We start from the raw sequence: 20,045 nt of genomic DNA on the forward strand, positions 1-20,045 counted from the left end.
ACCATAGTTAGCATCAACTCTTTTTATTATTTTTTACCATTAATGGCATCCTTCATTTTTTCAAAGAAGCCACCATTTTTATAACCTTTTTCGCCACTAGCTTCAGCAAAAGCTCGTAAAGCTTGTTTTTGATCACGGTTCAAACTCTTAGGTGTATCAATTTTAACATGAACTAATTGATCACCCTTACTGCTACTATTTAATCTTTGAACACCTTTACCTCTTAGTCTAAAGGTTGTTCCAGATTGAGTTCCAGCAGGAATGTTTAATTTAACATCACCATAAACGGTCTTAACATCAATTTCACTACCTAAAGTAGCTTGAACAAATGATATAGGTTGATTATAGTATAGATTATATCCATTACGTTCAAAATCTTTGCTTGGTTTTACTTGGAAAATAATGAATAAGTCACCATAAGGACCTCCATTAGTACCAGCTTCACCTTGATTTTGTAATCTCATTTGTTGTCCATCGTCAACACCAGCAGGAATATTTACTTCTACTTCATGGCTTTCTTGTTTATGACCAGAACCACCACAAGTAGGACATTTTTCCTTAATCTCCTTACCAGTTCCATTACATACAGGACAAGGATGTTGAGTTTGCATTCTACCTAATGGTGTATTTTGAACAGAAGTTACATAACCACTTCCACTACAATTATGACATGTTTCGGGATGAGTACCTGGTTTAGCACCCGATCCCTTACAAGTACTACATTGTGCTTGACGATTATATTTAATGGTGGTTTTCTTACCAAAAATAGCATCCTCAAATTTAATTGTCATTTGATATTGCAAATCACGACCAGGTTTTGGCGCATTTGGATCACGACGTGCTCTTTGACCACCACCGCCAAAGAATTGACTAAAGATATCATCAAAGCCACCGCCGCCGGTGCCACCAAAGCCACCGAAGCCACCAAAGCCACCGCCAGAACCACCAGCGCCGCCAAAGCCACCGCCGGTAGGACCATCAGCTGAACCAAATTGATCATAGTTTTGACGTTTTTGAGGATCACTTAAAACTTCATAAGCTTCATTAATCTCTTTAAACTTTTTTTCAGCACCTGGAGCTTTATTAATATCGGGATGATATTTTTTTGACATTTTACGATAAGCATGTTTAATGTCATCTTGACTTGCATCTTTGGATATTCCAAGAAGACCGTAATAATCTTTTTCAGCCATTTTTATCCCCCATAAAATTATTATATATATTCAATAAAAAGCCAAAGCCCAACGAGTCAGACTTTGACTTTTCATTTAGTAATCATTGATTACTTATTGTTTTTGTCATCATCATTGTGAACTTCGTGGAAATCACCGTTTACAGTGTCACCATCGTTGCCATTTTCTTTTGATGAGTCTTTACTATCAGCTTGACCATCTTTAGCTTGGCCTTGTTGATCAGCAGCTTGTTGTTGATATAACTTAGTAGCTAATTCTTGAACTTGTTTACTCAATTCATCTTTCTTAGCCTTCATATCATCTAAGTTATTATCTTCCTTAGCCTTCTTCAATGCATCTTCAGCATCTTTAGCTTTCTTAATTTCATCTTCAGAAACCTTACCGTCAACTTCTTTCAAAGTCTTGTCAGTTTGGAAGATTAATTGATCTACTTCGTTCTTTAGATCTACTTCTTCCTTACGTTTGTTATCGGCTTCTTCATTTTTCTTAGCTTCATCCATCATCTTATTAATTTCATCATCTGATAGACCATTGGAATCTTTAATGGTAATCTTTTGTTCCTTACCAGTACCCTTATCCTTAGCAGAAACATTAACAATACCATTCTTATCAATATCAAATTTAACTTCGATTTGAGGAACACCACGAGGAGCAGCAGGAATATCGGTTAATTGGAAATTACCCAATGTCTTATTATCAGCTGCCATTGGACGTTCACCTTGTAGTACGTGAATATCAACAGCTGGTTGATTATCAGCAGCAGTTGAGAATACTTGTGATTTTGAAGTTGGAATTGTAGTATTTCTATCAATTAGCTTAGTAAATACTCCACCCATAGTTTCAATACCTAATGATAATGGGGTAACATCTAATAATACAACATCCTTAACATCACCAGTTAAGACACCACCTTGGACAGCAGCACCTAAAGCAACAGCTTCATCAGGGTTAATTGAATGGTTTGGTTCTTTACCAGTCCAGCTCTTAACAGCTTCTTGTACAGCTGGAATACGAGTTGAACCACCATTTAAAATAACTTCATCAATATCTGATGTGCTTAAGCCAGCATCCTTAAGAGCTTCATCAAATGGTTTCTTAGTCTTATCAACTAAATCAGAAGTTAATTCATTAAATTTAGATCTACTTAACTTAGTTTGTAGATGTAATGGACCATTTTCGCCTGAAGCAATGAATGGTAAGCTAATTTCGGTTTCAGAAACACCTGATAAGTCTTTCTTAGCTTTTTCAGCAGCATCCTTCAAACGTTGTAATGCCATCTTATCATTTGATAAGTCTACACCATTTTCATCTTTAAATTGTGTAACTAGGTAATCCATAATCTTCTTATCGAAGTCATCCCCACCTAAGTGAGTATCACCATTAGTAGATAGAACTTGGAATACACCGTCACCTAATTCAAGAACGGAAACATCAAAAGTACCACCACCAAGGTCATAAACAAGAACTTTTTCATCTTTGTCTTGTTTATCTAGACCATAAGCTAATGAAGCAGCAGTTGGTTCGTTAATAATACGTTTTACATCTAAACCAGCAATCTTACCAGCATCTTTAGTAGCTTGTCTTTGAGCATCATTAAAGTAAGCAGGAACAGTAATAACTGCTTCGCTAACAGTATCACCTAAGTAATCTTCAGCAAAGCCTTTAATGTATTGTAAAATCATTGCTGAAATTTGTTGAGGTGTATATTTCTTACCATCAACATCAACAGTGTAACCTTCTTCACCCATATGACTCTTAATTGATGAAATGGTGTTAGGGTTGGTGATCATTTGACGCTTTGCAACTTCACCAATTTGTGTTTCGCCATCTTTAAATGCAACTACAGATGGTGTAGTACGTGATCCTTCTGGATTTGTAATGATTTTTGGTTCTTTACCTTCAAGAACAGCAACGGCTGAGTTAGTTGTTCCTAAATCAATTCCGATAATCTTATTACTTGCCATAATTATCTTTCCCCTTTTTATTTATTATTGTGCAACTACAACCATGCTAGGTCTAATTACTCGATCAGCTAGTTTGTAGCCCTTTTGTAAAACTTCTACAACTGTATCTGCAGGATGATTATCATCTGCATCAACAGTTTGAACAGCTTGGCAAAGTGTTGGATCAAATTTTTGACCTTCAGCATTAATTTCTTCAATGCCATTTTCAGACAAAGCCTTATTCATATGACTAAGCACTAATTCAACACCTTGTTTAAGTTGTTTCCCAGCATCATCAGTAACTTCAGTACTTAAAGCACGTTCTAAGTTATCAACTACTGGCAAAATACTTGTGGCCAATTTTTGACCATCATATTTATAAATATCAGCACGTTCACGTTTGAAACGAGTTTGCATATTTTGCATTTCGGCTTCTGCTCTCAAATATTGATCAGAAACTTCATCCACTTTTTGTTCAAGCTTTTCTATCTTAACTTGAGCAGCATCTTTTTTATCCTTTTTTGCATCTTTCTTGGCAGCCTTAGCTTCCTTTTTAGATACATCTTTTTTAGGATCAGATTGCTTTAAGTCTTTTTTTTCGTCTTTATTTGACAAGTGAATAACCTCCCTTTACTGATCATATTTATTATAATAGTTTAATAATTTCTTTGACAATTCGTCTCGGAAACTTTCTACTATTCCAATAATTCTTGAATATGGCATTCTCGTAGGTCCTAATACAGCAACTACTCCCTTACCATATTCACCAACATCATAAGTTCCTGTAATAACACTATAATCTTTTAATAAATTATTACTGATTTCAGGACCTATTTTCACTGAAATTGATTTCCCAGAATTATTTATAAATTGAGAAATATCATCAGTATCATTCAATAATGAGTATATTGGTTTTAGATAACTGATATCATTATTATCAGTAAAACTTAATAAATTCAATTCACCGCCGATATAGAATTGATTTTTAGAAGCTTCAGTTAATATATTGTTGAGTGTACCTAAGATTCCTTTTGGATCGTTGATATACTTAACAATTTCTTTAGTAAAATCACCTTTTAACAATGATTTTAAAATATCTGATAAGGATTTACCAACCATTTTATCGTTGATTAATCTAACAATAGCATCTAGTTGTTCACCATGAATATCATCAGAAATATGAAAAATTTGATTAATAACATCTTGACTGTCAGTAATTAAAATTGCCATTACTTGTCTATCACCAAGAGGAACCAAATGAAAGCTTCTTAATCTACGGCTTACTTGCTGCTCAGGCTTTAAAGCTAAAGCAGTATAATTTGTTAAGTTCGATAAAATATTAGCAGATTGCTCAACAATTTCATCTATCTTTCCAAAATTACCACCCAATGCAGTTTTAATAATTCTAATATCACTATTATCAATAGGATTAGGATTAAGAAGATTATCTACATAATATCGATATCCCTCAATCGAAGGAACTCTTCCAGAAGAAGAATGGGTTTTGGAAATTAAACCAATTTTTTCAAGATAAGCCATATCATTTCTTACGGTAGCTGAACTGACATGTATGGGTAGTTGATTCGATAATGCTTTGGAACCGACAGGTACACCAGATTTTGTATAATCACTAACGATTACTTCTAAAACGGTTTTTTGCCTTTCGCTGAGCATATATCAATCACTCCTTTAATAGTTAGCACTTTTAGCACTCTTAATCACTAAGTGCTAACTACAATATATAATTTAACAAAGCATAATATATAAGTCAAGAAAACTACCCTCGTTTTTTATTAAAAAATTCCCTAGTAAATTTTTCATCCATTGATAGTTGATTAATTAAGTTATCAATGCCATCAAATTTCACTTCACCACGGATACGATATAACCAGTCTATAGAAACATTTTCGCCATAGATATTATGATCAAAATCTAAAATATTAATTTCAACTGTAATTGGATTCTTATCACCAAAAGTAACATTTCGGCCGATTGAGGCCATTCCTTTATAGGTTTTGTCACCAATAGTAATTTCCACTACATAAATGCCAATACTTGGTAACCATTGTAACTCACTATGTTCAATATTTGCTGTTGGATATCCTAGTTCTCTCCCCCTAGCTAATCCATGAACGACTAAACCAAAAGTTTTGAACGGCCGTCCTAAAAGATTATTTACAGTTTGTATGTCTCCTTGATCGAGGTTATTTCTGATAGAAGTAGAACTAATTTTCTTATCATCAAAATTACTTAAATCAACTGCACACACCTCAAAACGACCATCGGAGTATCCAATCATATTTTTCATATCAGCATTTTTAGAGCCATAAGTATGATCAACACCTGCCACAACAGTATCTACATTAAATCGTACTAAATAGTTATTGACAAATTCCATTGGGGATTGATTTTGAAAATCAAAACTATAATTTACCAAAAAGACCTTTTTGACACCCATATTTTTAAATAACTTCATTTTATAGTCATTAATAGTTATACTTCTTCTTTCATGACTACTGATCTGTTTATAAACAACTGAAGGTTTGTGGTCATAGGTAAGAATTGCTAAATCTAAGTTTTTACTTTGAGCGATCTTCTTTGCTGTTTCAATAACCTTTTGATGACCTAAATGAACACCATCAAAATATCCCATAGCAAGCACACATTTATTATCAATGCTAAAGTCCTTGTCTATTGGATGATGAATTTTAATAATTTCCATTATAAAGTATCCCCTCTATTTATTACTAAACATTTTTTCTGGCTTAAATGCTTGCTTGTTTTTACTAAAATAATATAAAGCTTTTATTTCTTTTTTATAAGTAAGAACACATTTTTCATCGTTAATATTTAATTCATCTGGACGCAACCATACACCATTTTGAACTAGCTTCCACTGCGAATCTGACATCTCAATATGTTTATATTTCGACAAAGCATGATCGATAGAATATATAACACTATCAATGTTATTCTTATGCATTGCATTTTCAACATCTGACAACTTAAACGTTTGATCAATTGTAAAGTTCCCACTTTTAACCCTAGTTAAACTAGACATTACAGCAGGCATTCCTATTTTTTTACCAAAATCAACTGCTAAAGTTCTAACATATGTTCCTTTACCACAGCCAACTTCAAAGTAAATTGTTTGTTCTTGTTTTTCACTGTCATAAAAGCTATTTTTAATTTGTTTAAAATAATTAATTTGAACATGATGTTCTGGTCTTTTTACTGTTTCATTATTTCTAGCATATTCATACAATCTTTTACCATTTACTTTAATAGCAGAATACATTGGTGGAATCTGAACTAAATCATCAGATACAAAACTATTAAGTAATTTATTTATTTTTTCATTTGATAACTCTTTTTTCAAGGATTTACGCTCAATAACATCACCATCTAAATCTTCAGTTGTTGTTGAAAAGCCTATGGTAATACTTCCTCGATAAACTTTTCCAGATGCCATTAAATAATCAACGACTTTAGTACCCTTACCAACGCATATTGGTAAAACACCATCAACATTAGGATCTAGAGTCCCACTATGACCTATTTTTTTAGTTTTTAATATACCACGCATTTTCCTAACACAATCAAAGCTTGTCATACCTTTTTCTTTAAACAAAGGAATAATTCCATTTAACATATTTATTCTCCTAAATACAATCATTAATTGAAATTATATCATAATGAAGTCATACTCATAAATTTATGATAAAACAAAAAAAGGCAGATATAATCTGCCTTTTTTTGTTTTATCTATCTGACTTTTTTAATTTATTAATAAGTTGATCAATTTTACTACCATATTGAATTGATTCATCTAATTTAAAAATCAATTCTGGAGTTCTATAAATACTCAAACGAGAACCCAGTTCGCCTCTAATTAAAGAAGTAGCCTTATCCAAACCTTTTTGTGTTTCATCTTCATCACTTTCATGATCAGATAAAATACTGTAGTAAATTGTTGCATGTTGTAAATCACCAGTTACATCTACACCAGTAATGGTAACTCCTTGAACACGAGGATCTCTAACTCTCTTCAAAAGGATATCATTAACCTCACGTTGAATTTCTTGTTCCAATCTACCAACTCTATATTGTGCCATTAAATTCACCTCTTATTATTTAACAGGTATTTGTTCCATTTTGTAGGCTTCTACAACGTCACCTTCTTTGATGTCATTGTAGTTTTCAATTGTAAGCCCACATTCAAAACCTTGTTTGACTTCCTTAGTATCATCCTTGAAACGTTTTAAACTATTTAACTCACCATTATAAACGACTACGTTATCACGAATTAATCTAATCTTACTATCGCTTCTAACATAACCATTAGTTACCATACCACCAGCAATGGTACCAACTTTAGATGCTTTATATAGTTGTCTTACTTCAACTTCACCAGTAACAACTTCTTTATACTTAGGTGCTAACATACCCTTCATAGCTGATTCAACTTCATCAATGGCATCATAGATAACTTGATGTAAACGAATATCAACTTTATCAGTATCTGCTTGTTCTCTAGCTTGTGAAGTAGCACGTACATTAAAGCCTAAAATAATAGCATTACTTGCTTCTGCTAAAGCAACATCGCTTTCATTAATAGCTCCCACTGAACTATGAACAATGTTCACCTTAACACCTTCAACATCTATTTTTTGTAAACTAGATGCTAAAGCTTCAACTGATCCTTGAACATCAGCTTTAATGATAACATCGACTTCTTTCTTTTCGCCTTCTTTAATTGAATCGAATAGATTATCTAACGTTACACTGTTATTCTTTTTACGTTCTTCCATTTGAGCTTCTTTAGCTCTTTCTTCACCAGCTGCACGAGCAGTCTTTTCATCATCAAAGACGATAAAACGATCACCAGCTTCTGGAACATCATTTAAACCAGTAACCTCAATTGGAGTAGAAGGAGTAGCACTATCTAAGTTCTTACCCTTCTCGTTCATCATTGTTCTAACACGACCAAAAGTATCACCAACAACAATTGGATCTCCAACATGCATCGTTCCTTGTTGAACTAATAAAGTTGCAACAGGTCCACGACCACGGTCTAAACGTGCTTCAATTACTGAACCAGCAGCATTTTGATCTGGATTAGCTTTTAGTTCCATAACATCTGATTCAAGTAAAATCATATCGATTAATTCATCAACGTTAGTTCCCATCTTAGCTGAAATTTCAACAAAAATAGTGTCACCACCCCAGTCTTCTGGAACTAAGCCATGACCAGTTAATTGTTCAATAACATGATTAGGATTTGCACCTGGCTTATCAATTTTATTAATTGCAACAATAATTGGGGTTTTAGCAGCTTTGGCATGATCAATTGCTTCGATTGTTTGTGGCATTACACCATCGTCAGCTGCAACTACCAAAATAGTGATGTCAGTAATATCAGCACCACGTGCACGCATAGCAGTAAATGCAGCATGCCCTGGAGTATCTAAGAAAGTGATAGTCTTACCATCTTTTTTCAATTGATAAGCACCGATTGCTTGAGTAATTCCACCTGCTTCACCAGCGGTAATATGAGAATTTCTCAAGTAATCAAGTAAAGTAGTCTTACCGTGATCAACGTGTCCCATAATAGTAACAACAGGGGCTCGATCCTCTTGATTTTTCTTATTATTTTCTTCTTCTTCAAAGAACTTATCAAGATCTGATACGTTAACAACTTCTTTTTCTTCTGCCTTAATACCATAGTCAGCAGCTAAAAGTTCGATTGTATCTTTATCTAAAGATACATTTTGATTAACCATAATACCTAGCATAAATAATTTCTTTACTATTTCAGCTGGTTCTCTATGAAGAACTTTACCAATTTCTTGTGCATTCATTCCAGTATTATAAACAAATGTTTCTGGTAATGGACGTTCCTTTCTTTCTGGTGCTTTGTTTTTCTTATTATTTTGTCTAATTCTTTGATTCTTAGTATACATTCCAGCAAATCTATTATGACGATTATGACGCTTATTAAATTTCTTCTTGTTCTTTTTACCTTGCTTAAAGTTATTATTAAAACTTGATTTCTGATTATTGTTACCATGATTACTGTTATTGTGGTTATTATTATTTACATGATTGTTATTACCATGATTAGTATTAGAGTGTTGGTTTGTATTATTCATTGGCTTATTGTTGTGATGCTTCTCTGAAGGTTTTTTAGAATGATTAGTATGATTAGTCTTTTTGCCTAAGATATTTCTAATTACTTTTTCATCACTATCACTTAAAGTAGACATATGATTTTTAACATCCATGCCTTTTGATCTAGCAGTATCTAGAATTTTCTTACTAGCTACTCTCATTTCTTTTGATAGTTCATAAATTCTCTTTTTACCCATACCATCACGTTCCTTTACAATTATTTGTCATTTCATTCAAACGTTTGGCAAATCCGGAATCAGAAATTCCAATAATCGTTCTCTTCATCCCTATAGCATTACTTAGGTCACTTTTAATGAACATATTATTTACCGGAATACCATAATAGCTTGATTTATCCATAAATTTTTTATAGCTTGCTTTGCCAGCATCAGATGGAATAAATAGAAACTTTATTTTATTCTTTTTAATTGCATTTAATAAAATATTTTCTCCAGTGATAATCTTACCTGCACGCTTAGCAATTCCTATAAAATTTAAAATTCTATCTTTATTTTTCATCTTTAAATAGTTCTTTTCTAGCTTGTTTATGATCAACATATTCGATTAAATCATCGTAAAATGTATCATCAAGATCAACAGAAAAAACTTCATTAAAAGTTTTATTCTTTTTAGCTTGTTTAGCAACATCCACATTGATTGAAACATAAGCACCTCTACCAGACTTTTTACCAGTTTCATCAATTGAAACATTACCCTCTTTATCTCTTACAACTCTTACTAATTCTTTTTTGGGAGCCATTTCTCCGGTGACAATGTCTTTTCTCATCGGAATTTTTCTACGTTTCATCGAATTATCACTCCTTAAACATTAAATTTCTTCATCTGAAGAATTATCATCAATTGTATCAGATGGATCCTTAGATACTTCTGATTCTGACTTAATATCAATCTTATATCCTGTTAATTTGGCTGCTAAACGAGCATTTTGTCCTTTTTTACCTATAGCTAATGATAGTTGATAATCAGGTACGATCACAGTACATGCATTTTCATTTTCTTCATCAAACACAACATCAACAACTTCTGAAGGATTTAAAGAATTAGAAATAAACTCAGCAGGATCATCTGTCCATTGAACAATGTCCATATTTTCTCCACCAAGTTCATTAACAATGGTTTGTACTCTTTGTCCTTTGGGTCCAACTGTGGTTCCAACAGGATCAATATCATCATTAGTAGAACGGACTGCAACTTTAGCACGATCACCAGCTTCTCTAGCAATTGAAACAATTTCAACAGTTCCATCGTAAATCTCAGGAACTTCTTCTTCAAACAATCGCTTCAATAGTCCAGGTGCAGTACGACTAACAAATATTTGCGGTCCCTTAGTAGCATCTTCAACTTTATTAACATAAACCTTAATACGGTCTTGAGGACGATACTCTTCATTTTGCATTTGATCATTACGAGGCATAACAGCTTCTACTTGGCCTAAATCAATATATACAAAACGATTATCTTCTCTTTCAACTTCACCGGTCATTAATTCATCTTGATACTTGCTGTATTTATTATAAACAATATTTCTTTCTGCTTCACGAACCCTTTGCATAATAACTTGTTTAGCAGTTTGAGCAGCAATCCTACCAAAGTTTTTAGGCGTAACTTCAAATCTAATATCATCACCTAATTCATAACCACGATTAAGTTGTAGAGCATCAGATAAACTGCATTCCAAGCGACTATCAACAACATCATCAACTACTTGCTTTACAGCGTAGACATGAACTTTTCCTTTTTTATCATCAAATGAAACTTCAACATTTTGTGCTTGATTGTAATTGCGCTTGTAAGCAGAAGTTAAAGCTGCTTCCAAAGCATCAATAATCGTTTCTTTTGCAATCCCTTTATCATTTTCCAAAGCGTCTAAAGCGCCTAAGAGTTCTTTACTCATGTTAATTTTCTCCCTTAATTAAAATTTAATTGCTAATCTAGCTTTAGCAATAGATTTTTTAGGTATCGATAAATTTTTAAATCGACCCTTCATATTAATGTTAATAACTAAATCATTGTCGTTATATTCTTTTAAAGTACCTTCATAAATTTTGTTCCCATCAATTGGTGCATAAAGAGAAACATGAATATATTCATCAATTGCATTTTCAAAATCAGAAGGTTTCTTTAGAGGTCTTTCTGCTCCTGGAGAGGAAACTTCAAGAAAATATGCTTGTGGAATTGGATCTGGTTCAATTGAATCTAACTTTTCGCTTAGTTCATCAGATACAAGTGCACAATCTTCGATATTAATTCCATTCTTCTTATCAATATACACTCTTAAATACCAACTTTTACTTTCTTTAACAAATTCAATGTCATATAAATAAAAGTCATGTTCAGTAAGAATTGGATTTACTAAATTCTTAACTGTCTCTGTAATTTCACTCAATGAAACGCCTCCTAAAAAATCCAATAAAAAGAGCGAGCATCTCTGCTCACTCCCTTCCATGGATACTAATCAAATTTTATAATATCACATATACATATATAATTCAATTTTAACTACATCATATCAAACAAGCTTAATTGATTTTCATCAGGTAAATCATCGATAACGTGATTATCATTCATAAATTCAATTATTTTTTTAGAAACTTTACCACGTTTTGATAAATCTTCCTTAGAAATAAATGGTTTATCAGCTCTAGCCGCGACAATTTGTTTTGCAACATTTAATCCCAGACTAGGAATTGCTCTAAATGGAGCAATTAATTTTTTACCATCTATTAACCACTTTTCAGCATCAGATTTTTCTAAATTAACCATTTCAAAATCAAAACCACGTTCAACCATTTCATTAGATAGTTCCAAAACTGTTAATAAGTTTTTGTCTTTTGATGATGCATCATTACCTTGATCATTAATTTCTTTCATTTTAATTTTTATTTTTTCTTTACCATTACACATTGATACTAAATCAAAATCATCAGCACGCACTGAGAAGTATGCACAGTAATATACTAAAGGAAAATAAACTTTAAAGTATGCAACACGTAAAGCCATTAAAACATAAGCAGCGGCATGCGCACGTGGGAACATATATTTAATTTTTAAACAAGAATCAATATACCATTGGGGAATATTGGCTTCATGCATTTGTTTTTGCCATTCATCTGGAATTCCACGACCATGACGAACCGATTCCATAATTTGGAAAGAGGTTTCTGAATCTAATCCCCAATTGATTAAATCAGTCATAATATTATCACGACAACCAATAACGTTAGCAATAGTAGCCTTGCCTTCCTTAATTAATTCATCAGCATTTCCTAGCCAAACATCAGTCCCATGAGATAACCCTGAAATCTGTAATAGCTGCGAATAATTATTAGGTTTGGTTTGTTCTAACATCCCTCTAACAAACTTAGTACCAAATTCAGGAACTCCAAGAGTCCCAGTTTTTGATTGTATTTGTTCAGGAGTGACTCCAATTGTCTCGGTACCAGAAAATAGTCCCATAACCCCAGGATCATCCATTGGTATGGATTGAGGATCAATACCTGACAAATCTTGGAGTGTTCTAATCATAGTCGGATCATCATGACCTAAAACATCCATCTTCAAAATATTATCGTGAATTGAATGGAAATCAAAATGAGTAGTCTCCCAAGCGGCATTTTGATCATCAGCTGGATATTGAATTGGTGTAAAATCAAAAATATCCATATCGTCGGGCACAATAATTATACCAGCAGGATGTTGTCCAGTAGTTCGCTTAACTCCAGTATCACCTTTAGCTAACCGATCAATTTCAGCTCCTCTAATTACTTGTTCTGTATCACGTTCATAGGCTTTTACGAATCCATAAGCAGTTTTATCAGCAACTGTGCCAATTGTTCCAGCACGATAAACATTTTTTTCACCGAAAAGAACTTTTAAATAGTTATGAGCGATTGGTTGATAATCACCAGAAAAGTTTAAATCAATATCAGGAACCTTATTTCCTTTAAAGCCTAAGAAAGTTTCGAAAGGAATATTATGTCCATCACCCGTCATTAAAGTCCCACAATTTGGACATTCTTTATGGGGTAAATCATATCCAGAACCATATTCTCCTTTTGTAAAGAAATGAGAATATTTACATTTAGGACAACGATAGTGTGGTGGCAAAGGATTAACCTCAGTTATTCCTGCCATAGTAGCAACTAAACTAGAACCAACAGATCCACGAGAACCTACCAAATAACCATCTTTATTACTTTTAGATACTAAACGTTTAGCAATCAAATAAATAACAGAGAACCCATTTCCAATAATACTCTTCAATTCTCGATCTAAACGTTTTTGAATTATTTCAGGTAAAGGATCACCATACAGTTCATGTGCTTTATCCATTGTACTATTCTTGATTTCATCTTCAGCCCCCTGCATATGAGGCGTATATAATTTATCAAGAACTGGGTGAATATCATCATCAATCATATCAGCAACTTTATTAGAATTTTCAACTACAATCTTATTATCCAATTCGTCACCTAAGAATTTAAAATTGTCTAACATTTCATTAGTAGTAAGAAAATGAACGTCTGGTAATTCTTGACGATTCAATGGATTAGCTCCACCTTGAGAATTAATTAAAATTTTTCGATAAATATAGTCATGAGGATCAAGATAATGCACGTCTCCAGTAGCAACTACTGGTTTTTCAAGTTCTTGACCAGTTTCCACCATATTAGAAATAATTTCTTCTAAATGTTTTTCATCATGAATTAATTGGGAATCAATTAAAGGCTTATAAGCGGCTTTAGGTTGAACCTCTAAATAGTCATAAAATTTTGCTTTTTCAGCAGCTTCTTGTTTACCTTTTTGCATCATTGATGTAAAAACTTCACCACTTGAACAAGCAGACCCAACTAAAATACCTTCTCGATACTTTTCTAAAACGCTTCTAGGAATTCTAGGAACTCGATAAAAATATTTCACATTAGATAGGGAAATTAATTTAAACATATTTTTTAACCCAGATTGAGTTTTAGCGAGTAAGATTGCATGAAATGGTCGTGCATGCTTGTAAGCATCATGTTCGCTCATATGGGCGTTAAACTCATCTACTTTAGTAATACCATATTTATCTTCAGCTTCCTTAACAAAAATATAGTTTAAATGTCCCGTACTTTCAGCATCATAAACAGCTCTATGATGGTGTTCAAGAGAAACATCAAATTTTTTAGCTAAAGTATTTAAACGGTAGCTTTTAAAATTAGGATATAAAAATCGTGCTAAAGGTAAAGTATCAATGATAGGATTTTGAATTTTTTCCATGCCATATTTGGCATAACCAACATTCATAAAACCAACATCAAATGTAACATTATGTCCAACAACAATTGAATCACCGCAAAAGTCCCTAAAGAGTTTAAAAACTTCTTCTTCAGGTTTAGATCCTTGAACCATTTCATCAGTGATTGAAGTTAATTGTGTAGTAAAATCAGATAAATGAAATCCTGGATCAATAAATTCTTCAAACTGGTCAATTACATTATCATGTTGCATTTTAACAGCTGAAACTTCAATTACATTATCATAGATTGCTGATAAACCAGTAGTTTCAATATCGAATACTACATAAGTTGCATCATATAATTCACGATCATCGGCATTAAAAGTGATTGGAACTCCATCATCTACAACGTTAGCCTCAACCCCGTAGATCATTTTCATATCATTCTTTTTAGCAGCAGTATATGCAAAAGGAAAGCCCTGAACGGCAGCATGATCTGTAATAGCGATTGCTGATTGCCCCCATTTTTTGGCTCTCGAAACAAAATCACTAATACTATTAGTAGCATCCATTTGACTCATCTGTGTGTGTAAATGAAGTTCAACACGTTTATTTTCAGCGTTATCTTTGCGTTCTTCATGTTTTAAAGGATTAATGTCATAAGCATTTAATGTTAATTCATGAGTATAATTATCTTCTTGTACTCCACCGCGGGCTTTAATCCAATCGCCTTCTTGAATAGCAGCAAATTGATTTTCATCATCCTCATTATTAGAAAATTTCTTAATTTCAATAGACGATGAATAATCAGTAACTTTTAAAATCATCAATTGACGACCAGAACGCAATGATCTAATTTCTTTATCGAAAATATGGCCATTAATAATAACTAGTCTTTCTTCTTGAATAATATCACTCATTTTAGTAATTTCAGCATCATTCTTAATTGGTCTACCAATCATTACTTTGCCTTTAGGAACCGCTTTATTACTATTTTTTTGTCTTTTAGCAGTAGATTCTTTAATTGCTTTTACTGCTTTTTGAGCTAATTGTGCATCACGTTTTTCTTTTTGAATCTGAAAATCCTTTATTTTTTCTTGAGAAGCACTTTCATCAACATAAACATGAATATTAAACTTGGGAAAACCAAGTTTCTGATAAGTTTCTTCAATTGGTTCTAAAGCTTTGCTAACCAAAAAGTTTTTGACAATTTCATTTTCAGCAATATATTCAACTCTTTGATTATTCAGCTTTAAGTCATTATGTTTAAGTAATTCTTGCTTTAAAGATTCAGAAATATCAGTATTTTTCACTACCCAATTCCAATATTTTCCTAAAATTTTATTATCAAATTCACTATTTTGAGTTGATATATTTAAAGAAGAATGGGCAATTTCATCAAAAGTCGCATGAAACCGATTATAAAAATCCACAAAAACTTCATAAGGTAAAATATTTGGCAAATTTAAAAAGAATGTCCAAGCTTTGGATTTTTTATGAATTTCAATTTGCTCAATTTGACCATTTTTAAAGTAAGTCTCATCCCCATTGAATTGGAGTTGATTTATTAATTTTAGAAACAGTTTCTCTTTATCTAACAAAGACTAAACCTCCAATATATAAAAGCTGAAAAAAGATCAGTTATATAATTCAAACTGATCTTTTTTCTAACTATTTCAAATCTTTAAATAAGATTTGAACAGTGTTAACAACTTCTTCTTTTTTAACTTCGATAGTTTCACCAGTTTTTCTGATTTTAATTTCAACTATTCCATCAGTAGCTTTTTTACCTACAGTAATTCTTATAGGAATACCAATCAAATCAGAATCAGCAAATTTAACACCTGCTCGTTCTTTCCTATCATCGGTTAATACTTCATATCCGTTATCCAATAAACCTTTTTCAATTTCATTAGATACTTTAACTTGATCATCTTTTTTGACATTAACGGGAATTAAATGAATATCAAATGGAGAAATATTTTTAGGCCAAACCAATCCATTTTCATCAGATTGTTGTTCAGCAACTGCTGTTAATAACCTACTAATTCCAATACCATATGAACCCATAACTACTGGCTTTTGACGCCCATTATCATCCAATACAGTAGCGCCTAAATCTTTAGAGTATCTAGTTCCTAGTTTAAAGATATGCGCAATTTCAATGCCACGAGTAAATTTTAATACTCCTGAACCATCAGGAGAAATTTCTCCTTCTTTAACAGTTCTTAAATCATTATAAGAAACATTTTCAAAATCTCTAGTTGGATTAACATTAGCAAAATAATAACCATCTTCATTAGATCCAACATAAACATTATGCATATTTTTAATATTATTATCAGCCAAGATTTTGACGTCATCTTTTACATTAAATGGACCAACGTAATTAAGGTTAGCACCCATATATTCTTCAATTTGTTTTTCATTGGCTAATACTAATTGAGAACCATTAAAATAATTTTTGACCTTAACATCATTAATTTCATCATTACCACGCACCATTACTAATACTGGCTTTGAATCAATTATAAATAAAACGCTCTTAATAATATTATCTTTATCGGTATCAAAAGATGTCGCAACATCTTCAATCCCCTTAACATTTAGAGCAACAACTTTATCTATATCATTTAATTCAGGATGTCCTTGACTAGGTTCTAACATACTTTTTGCCATTTCTAAATTAGCAGCATAGTCGCTATCATCTGAGTAAACAATTGTATCTTCTCCAACTGCAGCAGGAGCAGAAAATTCAATAGAATCAGATCCCCCCATTGCTCCACCATCACCGATGATAGTTCTGTAATTCAAACCAATTTTATCAAAAATTACTCGATATGCGTTTTCCATATTATTATAGATTTTATCTAAATCTGTATCATCAATCGAAAATGAATACCCATCTTCCATAATAAATTCACGACCACGTAATAATCCATAGCGTGGGCGATTTTCATCACGATATTTAGGTTGAATTTGATATAAAATCAAAGGCAATTTTTTATATGATTTTATGGAATCTCTAATTAAACTGGTAAATGTTTCTTCATGGGTTGGTCCTAAGATAAAATCAGTATCATGGCGATTTTTTAATTTAAATAATTCAGGTCCATAGGTTTCTAGACGTCCTGATTCTTCCCATAATTTGGCTGGTAAAACAGCAGGCATTAATGTTTCATTTGCATCAATGCTATTCATTTCTTTTCTAACAATATTTTCAATTTTAGAAATTACTCGATATGCCAGTGGTAAATAGGCATACATTCCCGCTGAAACTTGTTTAATATATCCAGCTCTAAGCATTAATTGATGACTTAACGCTTCAGCTCCTTTTGGAGCCTCCTTTAATGTGGGAATTAACATTTTAGACTGTTTCATAAAAATCTCCTTTAGTTTTACTTAATTAATGTAAAAAATATCTTTGTATATCATTTAAAGTAACCAAAATCATAAGAACAACAATAAAGGCAAAACCAATTAAAGTAACAATCGTTTCAACTTTTTCTGATGCTGGCTTTCTTCTAATCGCTTCAATAATGTTCAATAATATTTTACCACCATCTAATGCAGGAATTGGAATAAAGTTAATAATAGCCAAGTTAATTGATAAGAAAGCTATAAAATATACTATTCCTTCAATTCCTAACTTTGCAGCTTGAGAAGTATTAGCAAAAATTGCCACTGGTCCTCCCAAATCATTTAGACTAAAATGTCCAGAAAACATAGATATTAATTTTGTAACTAATAGTTTAGTGAAATTCCATGTTTGATTAAATCCAGATAAAGATTTTGCAATGAATGAATTATCTAGAGTTTGGGATACTCCGATAATTCCATATTTAGTAGATCCACTCTTAGCAGATTGTGTTGTTAGAGAAACTTTTTTCTCAGTTTTATTGTTTAAAACCTTTAAATTAATTTTTTGATTTGGTTTAGATTGAATGGCAACAGTTAAGTCTTTCCAAGTGTTAGTTTTTTGTCCATCAACACTTAATATTTTATCGCCATTTTGGATTCCCGCATTTTTAGCAACAGAATTATTTTGTTGAACATTAACAGTATTTGTATTTGAAGGTGCACCACCTTGTAGAAAAGACAAAATAGAAAATGCAATAATCGCTAAAAGAATATTATTAAAAATACCAGCAAAATTAGTAATTAATTTTTTCCAAACTGGAGCATTTTGAAATTGAACATCTTTAGGAGCTATTTGAACGGCAGTTCCATCATGCTCAATTATGACTGCATCATGGCTAACTTTATATAATTTTTTAGACTCTTCATCACCATTTTCATAACCTTCAATAAAAAGATCATTTTCTAAATCACAATTTGTTACTTCAAGAGGTAAGCCTTGATATAAAGTTTGCTTTTTACTAGTGTTAATTGAATTTACAATATGATTATCATCAAATTGTAAACTAACAGGTGTTCCTGGCTCTAATTCTTGCGATTCATTATCGGCAGATCCAGCCATACGAACATATCCACCTAATGGCAATAATCTAATAGTATAAGTTGTAGAATTATGCCGATAATAAAATAATTTAGGTCCCATTCCAATAGAAAATTCACGAACCATAATGCCAGATTTTTTAGCTACTATAAAATGCCCAAATTCATGAACAAATACAAGAATTCCAAAAACTATTATGAAAGCTATGATAGTTATAATCAAAAAAATCGCTCCTTTAAATAATTAGCTAAATTATACCGAATAAATGTAGAATCGGTAATACAAAAAGCAAGCTATCAAAACGATCTAGAATACCACCATGTCCGGGCAAAATTTTTCCAGAATCTTTAACTCTGTAAAAACGTTTTAATGATGATTCTACTAAATCTCCAAATTGTCCAACAATAGAAAGTACAATGGTTATAACAACTGCTCCTAAAATTGAAACATTTCCAATATTATACATTAACATCCAAATAGTTCCTATTATAGTAGCTATTAAAGACCCACAAACTGAACCTTCCCACGTTTTATTAGGACTAACATGCGGGGCCAACTTATGTTTACCAAATTGCTTGCCAAATATATAGGCTCCACTATCGGTTAACCAGACAATAAATAGCGCATAAAATAAAGTAGCTATGCTATCATATCTAGCTAAAATAAAATAATGAAACCCAACGCCTATATATAGCATCGCTAAAGTCATTACACCTGTGTCATCAAATGAGAATCTATTTTTAGTAAATACATTTCTAAGCAACAACAACATAATGACTATATAAAATAAAAATTGTGCTGATAAAAAGCTTGGTAAATGTGAATACCATTGATCAGGAGCGATCACTATTGCAACACCTAAAAAAGAAAGCATCGCTTCAGGAGATACAACAAGTTTCTTTTTCATAACTAAAACTTCAGATACAGCAACTATTCCTAATAATAAAGCCGCAATATCTATAAATATTTCACCAATTAAAACAATTGGAATAAAAATTATCAACGCGATAATCGCAGTTAAAACTCTTTGTTTCATTCTT

At 32.2% G+C, this 20,045-nt stretch carries 16 protein-coding genes; all 16 read right to left on the reverse strand.

Annotated elements, in window-relative coordinates; all coding sequences use genetic code 11:
* Positions 1 to 26: 26 nt before the first annotated feature.
* Positions 27 to 1,193: a molecular chaperone DnaJ gene (gene dnaJ, locus C7N44_RS01345; RefSeq protein WP_105956123.1), complete on the reverse strand. Its 1,167-nt coding sequence runs from the start codon at positions 1,191 to 1,193 to the stop codon at positions 27 to 29.
* An 89-nt stretch (positions 1,194 to 1,282) separates the two neighbouring features.
* Positions 1,283 to 3,157: a molecular chaperone DnaK gene (dnaK, locus tag C7N44_RS01350; protein WP_105956124.1), complete on the reverse strand. Its 1,875-nt coding sequence runs from the start codon at positions 3,155 to 3,157 to the stop codon at positions 1,283 to 1,285.
* Positions 3,158 to 3,181: 24 nt separating this feature from the next.
* Positions 3,182 to 3,751, reverse strand: coding sequence for a nucleotide exchange factor GrpE (grpE, locus tag C7N44_RS01355; RefSeq protein ID WP_105956125.1), 570 nt, complete (start codon positions 3,749 to 3,751; stop codon positions 3,182 to 3,184).
* Positions 3,752 to 3,766: 15 nt separating this feature from the next.
* A complete protein-coding gene (hrcA, locus tag C7N44_RS01360; protein ID WP_105956126.1) occupies positions 3,767 to 4,810 on the reverse strand; it encodes a heat-inducible transcriptional repressor HrcA in 1,044 nt (347 codons plus the stop codon).
* 103 nt (positions 4,811 to 4,913) lie between these two features.
* Entirely contained in the window at positions 4,914 to 5,858 is a 945-nt protein-coding gene (gene ribF / locus C7N44_RS01365; RefSeq protein ID WP_105956127.1) for a riboflavin biosynthesis protein RibF, read from the reverse strand.
* Positions 5,859 to 5,873: 15 nt separating this feature from the next.
* Positions 5,874 to 6,788, reverse strand: a complete 915-nt coding sequence (gene truB / locus C7N44_RS01370) for a tRNA pseudouridine(55) synthase TruB (RefSeq protein ID WP_105956128.1) — start codon at positions 6,786 to 6,788, stop codon at positions 5,874 to 5,876.
* 109 nt (positions 6,789 to 6,897) lie between these two features.
* Positions 6,898 to 7,251 (reverse strand): 30S ribosome-binding factor RbfA, encoded by a 354-nt coding sequence (gene rbfA, locus C7N44_RS01375; RefSeq protein ID WP_105956129.1) that lies wholly within the window; start codon positions 7,249 to 7,251, stop codon positions 6,898 to 6,900.
* Between the two features lie 15 nt (positions 7,252 to 7,266).
* Entirely contained in the window at positions 7,267 to 9,504 is a 2,238-nt protein-coding gene (gene infB / locus C7N44_RS01380; RefSeq protein ID WP_105956130.1) for a translation initiation factor IF-2, read from the reverse strand.
* Positions 9,505 to 9,508: 4 nt separating this feature from the next.
* The gene (locus C7N44_RS01385) at positions 9,509 to 9,826 is read right to left on the reverse strand and encodes a L7Ae/L30e/S12e/Gadd45 family ribosomal protein (RefSeq protein WP_105956131.1); all 318 of its coding nucleotides are present in this window, start codon (positions 9,824 to 9,826) and stop codon (positions 9,509 to 9,511) included.
* Complete coding sequence (rnpM, locus tag C7N44_RS01390; RefSeq protein WP_105956132.1) at positions 9,816 to 10,115, reverse strand: RNase P modulator RnpM; 300 nt, start codon at positions 10,113 to 10,115, stop codon at positions 9,816 to 9,818. The genes C7N44_RS01385 and rnpM overlap by 11 nt, the downstream gene beginning before the upstream one ends.
* 21 nt (positions 10,116 to 10,136) lie before the next feature.
* Entirely contained in the window at positions 10,137 to 11,222 is a 1,086-nt protein-coding gene (gene nusA / locus C7N44_RS01395) for a transcription termination factor NusA (protein ID WP_105956133.1), read from the reverse strand.
* Positions 11,223 to 11,240: 18 nt separating this feature from the next.
* Positions 11,241 to 11,714, reverse strand: coding sequence for a ribosome maturation factor RimP (rimP, locus tag C7N44_RS01400; protein ID WP_105956134.1), 474 nt, complete (start codon positions 11,712 to 11,714; stop codon positions 11,241 to 11,243).
* A gap of 113 nt (positions 11,715 to 11,827) precedes the next feature.
* Positions 11,828 to 16,147, reverse strand: a complete 4,320-nt coding sequence (locus C7N44_RS01405; protein WP_105956135.1) for a PolC-type DNA polymerase III — start codon at positions 16,145 to 16,147, stop codon at positions 11,828 to 11,830.
* Between the two features lie 70 nt (positions 16,148 to 16,217).
* Positions 16,218 to 17,927 (reverse strand): proline--tRNA ligase, encoded by a 1,710-nt coding sequence (locus tag C7N44_RS01410; protein ID WP_105956136.1) that lies wholly within the window; start codon positions 17,925 to 17,927, stop codon positions 16,218 to 16,220.
* A gap of 25 nt (positions 17,928 to 17,952) precedes the next feature.
* Positions 17,953 to 19,227: an RIP metalloprotease RseP gene (rseP, locus tag C7N44_RS01415; RefSeq protein WP_105956137.1), complete on the reverse strand. Its 1,275-nt coding sequence runs from the start codon at positions 19,225 to 19,227 to the stop codon at positions 17,953 to 17,955.
* Positions 19,228 to 19,252: 25 nt separating this feature from the next.
* Positions 19,253 to 20,041 carry a phosphatidate cytidylyltransferase gene (locus C7N44_RS01420; RefSeq protein WP_105956138.1) on the reverse strand — a complete coding sequence of 263 codons (789 nt, stop codon included), beginning with the start codon at positions 20,039 to 20,041 and terminating at the stop codon, positions 19,253 to 19,255.
* Positions 20,042 to 20,045 lie beyond the last annotated feature (4 nt).

Source organism: Apilactobacillus quenuiae (assembly GCF_002994005.1).
GTDB classification, from domain to species: Bacteria; Bacillota; Bacilli; order Lactobacillales; family Lactobacillaceae; genus Apilactobacillus; species Apilactobacillus quenuiae.

What these genes read in the sequence shown, in the direction of transcription:
- dnaJ (WP_105956123.1), bottom strand. Translation starts at nt 1,193, where the DNA reads ATGGCTGAAAAAGATTATTACGGTCTTCTTGGAATATCCAAAGATGCA.
- dnaK (WP_105956124.1), bottom strand. Translation starts at nt 3,157, where the DNA reads ATGGCAAGTAATAAGATTATCGGAATTGATTTAGGAACAACTAACTCA.
- hrcA (WP_105956126.1), bottom strand. Translation starts at nt 4,810, where the DNA reads ATGCTCAGCGAAAGGCAAAAAACCGTTTTAGAAGTAATCGTTAGTGAT.
- ribF (WP_105956127.1), bottom strand. Translation starts at nt 5,858, where the DNA reads ATGGAAATTATTAAAATTCATCATCCAATAGACAAGGACTTTAGCATT.
- truB (WP_105956128.1), bottom strand. Translation starts at nt 6,788, where the DNA reads ATGTTAAATGGAATTATTCCTTTGTTTAAAGAAAAAGGTATGACAAGC.
- rbfA (WP_105956129.1), bottom strand. Translation starts at nt 7,251, where the DNA reads ATGGCACAATATAGAGTTGGTAGATTGGAACAAGAAATTCAACGTGAG.
- infB (WP_105956130.1), bottom strand. Translation starts at nt 9,504, where the DNA reads ATGGGTAAAAAGAGAATTTATGAACTATCAAAAGAAATGAGAGTAGCT.
- C7N44_RS01385 (WP_105956131.1), bottom strand. Translation starts at nt 9,826, where the DNA reads ATGAAAAATAAAGATAGAATTTTAAATTTTATAGGAATTGCTAAGCGT.
- rnpM (WP_105956132.1), bottom strand. Translation starts at nt 10,115, where the DNA reads ATGAAACGTAGAAAAATTCCGATGAGAAAAGACATTGTCACCGGAGAA.
- nusA (WP_105956133.1), bottom strand. Translation starts at nt 11,222, where the DNA reads ATGAGTAAAGAACTCTTAGGCGCTTTAGACGCTTTGGAAAATGATAAA.
- C7N44_RS01410 (WP_105956136.1), bottom strand. Translation starts at nt 17,927, where the DNA reads ATGAAACAGTCTAAAATGTTAATTCCCACATTAAAGGAGGCTCCAAAA.
- C7N44_RS01420 (WP_105956138.1), bottom strand. Translation starts at nt 20,041, where the DNA reads ATGAAACAAAGAGTTTTAACTGCGATTATCGCGTTGATAATTTTTATT.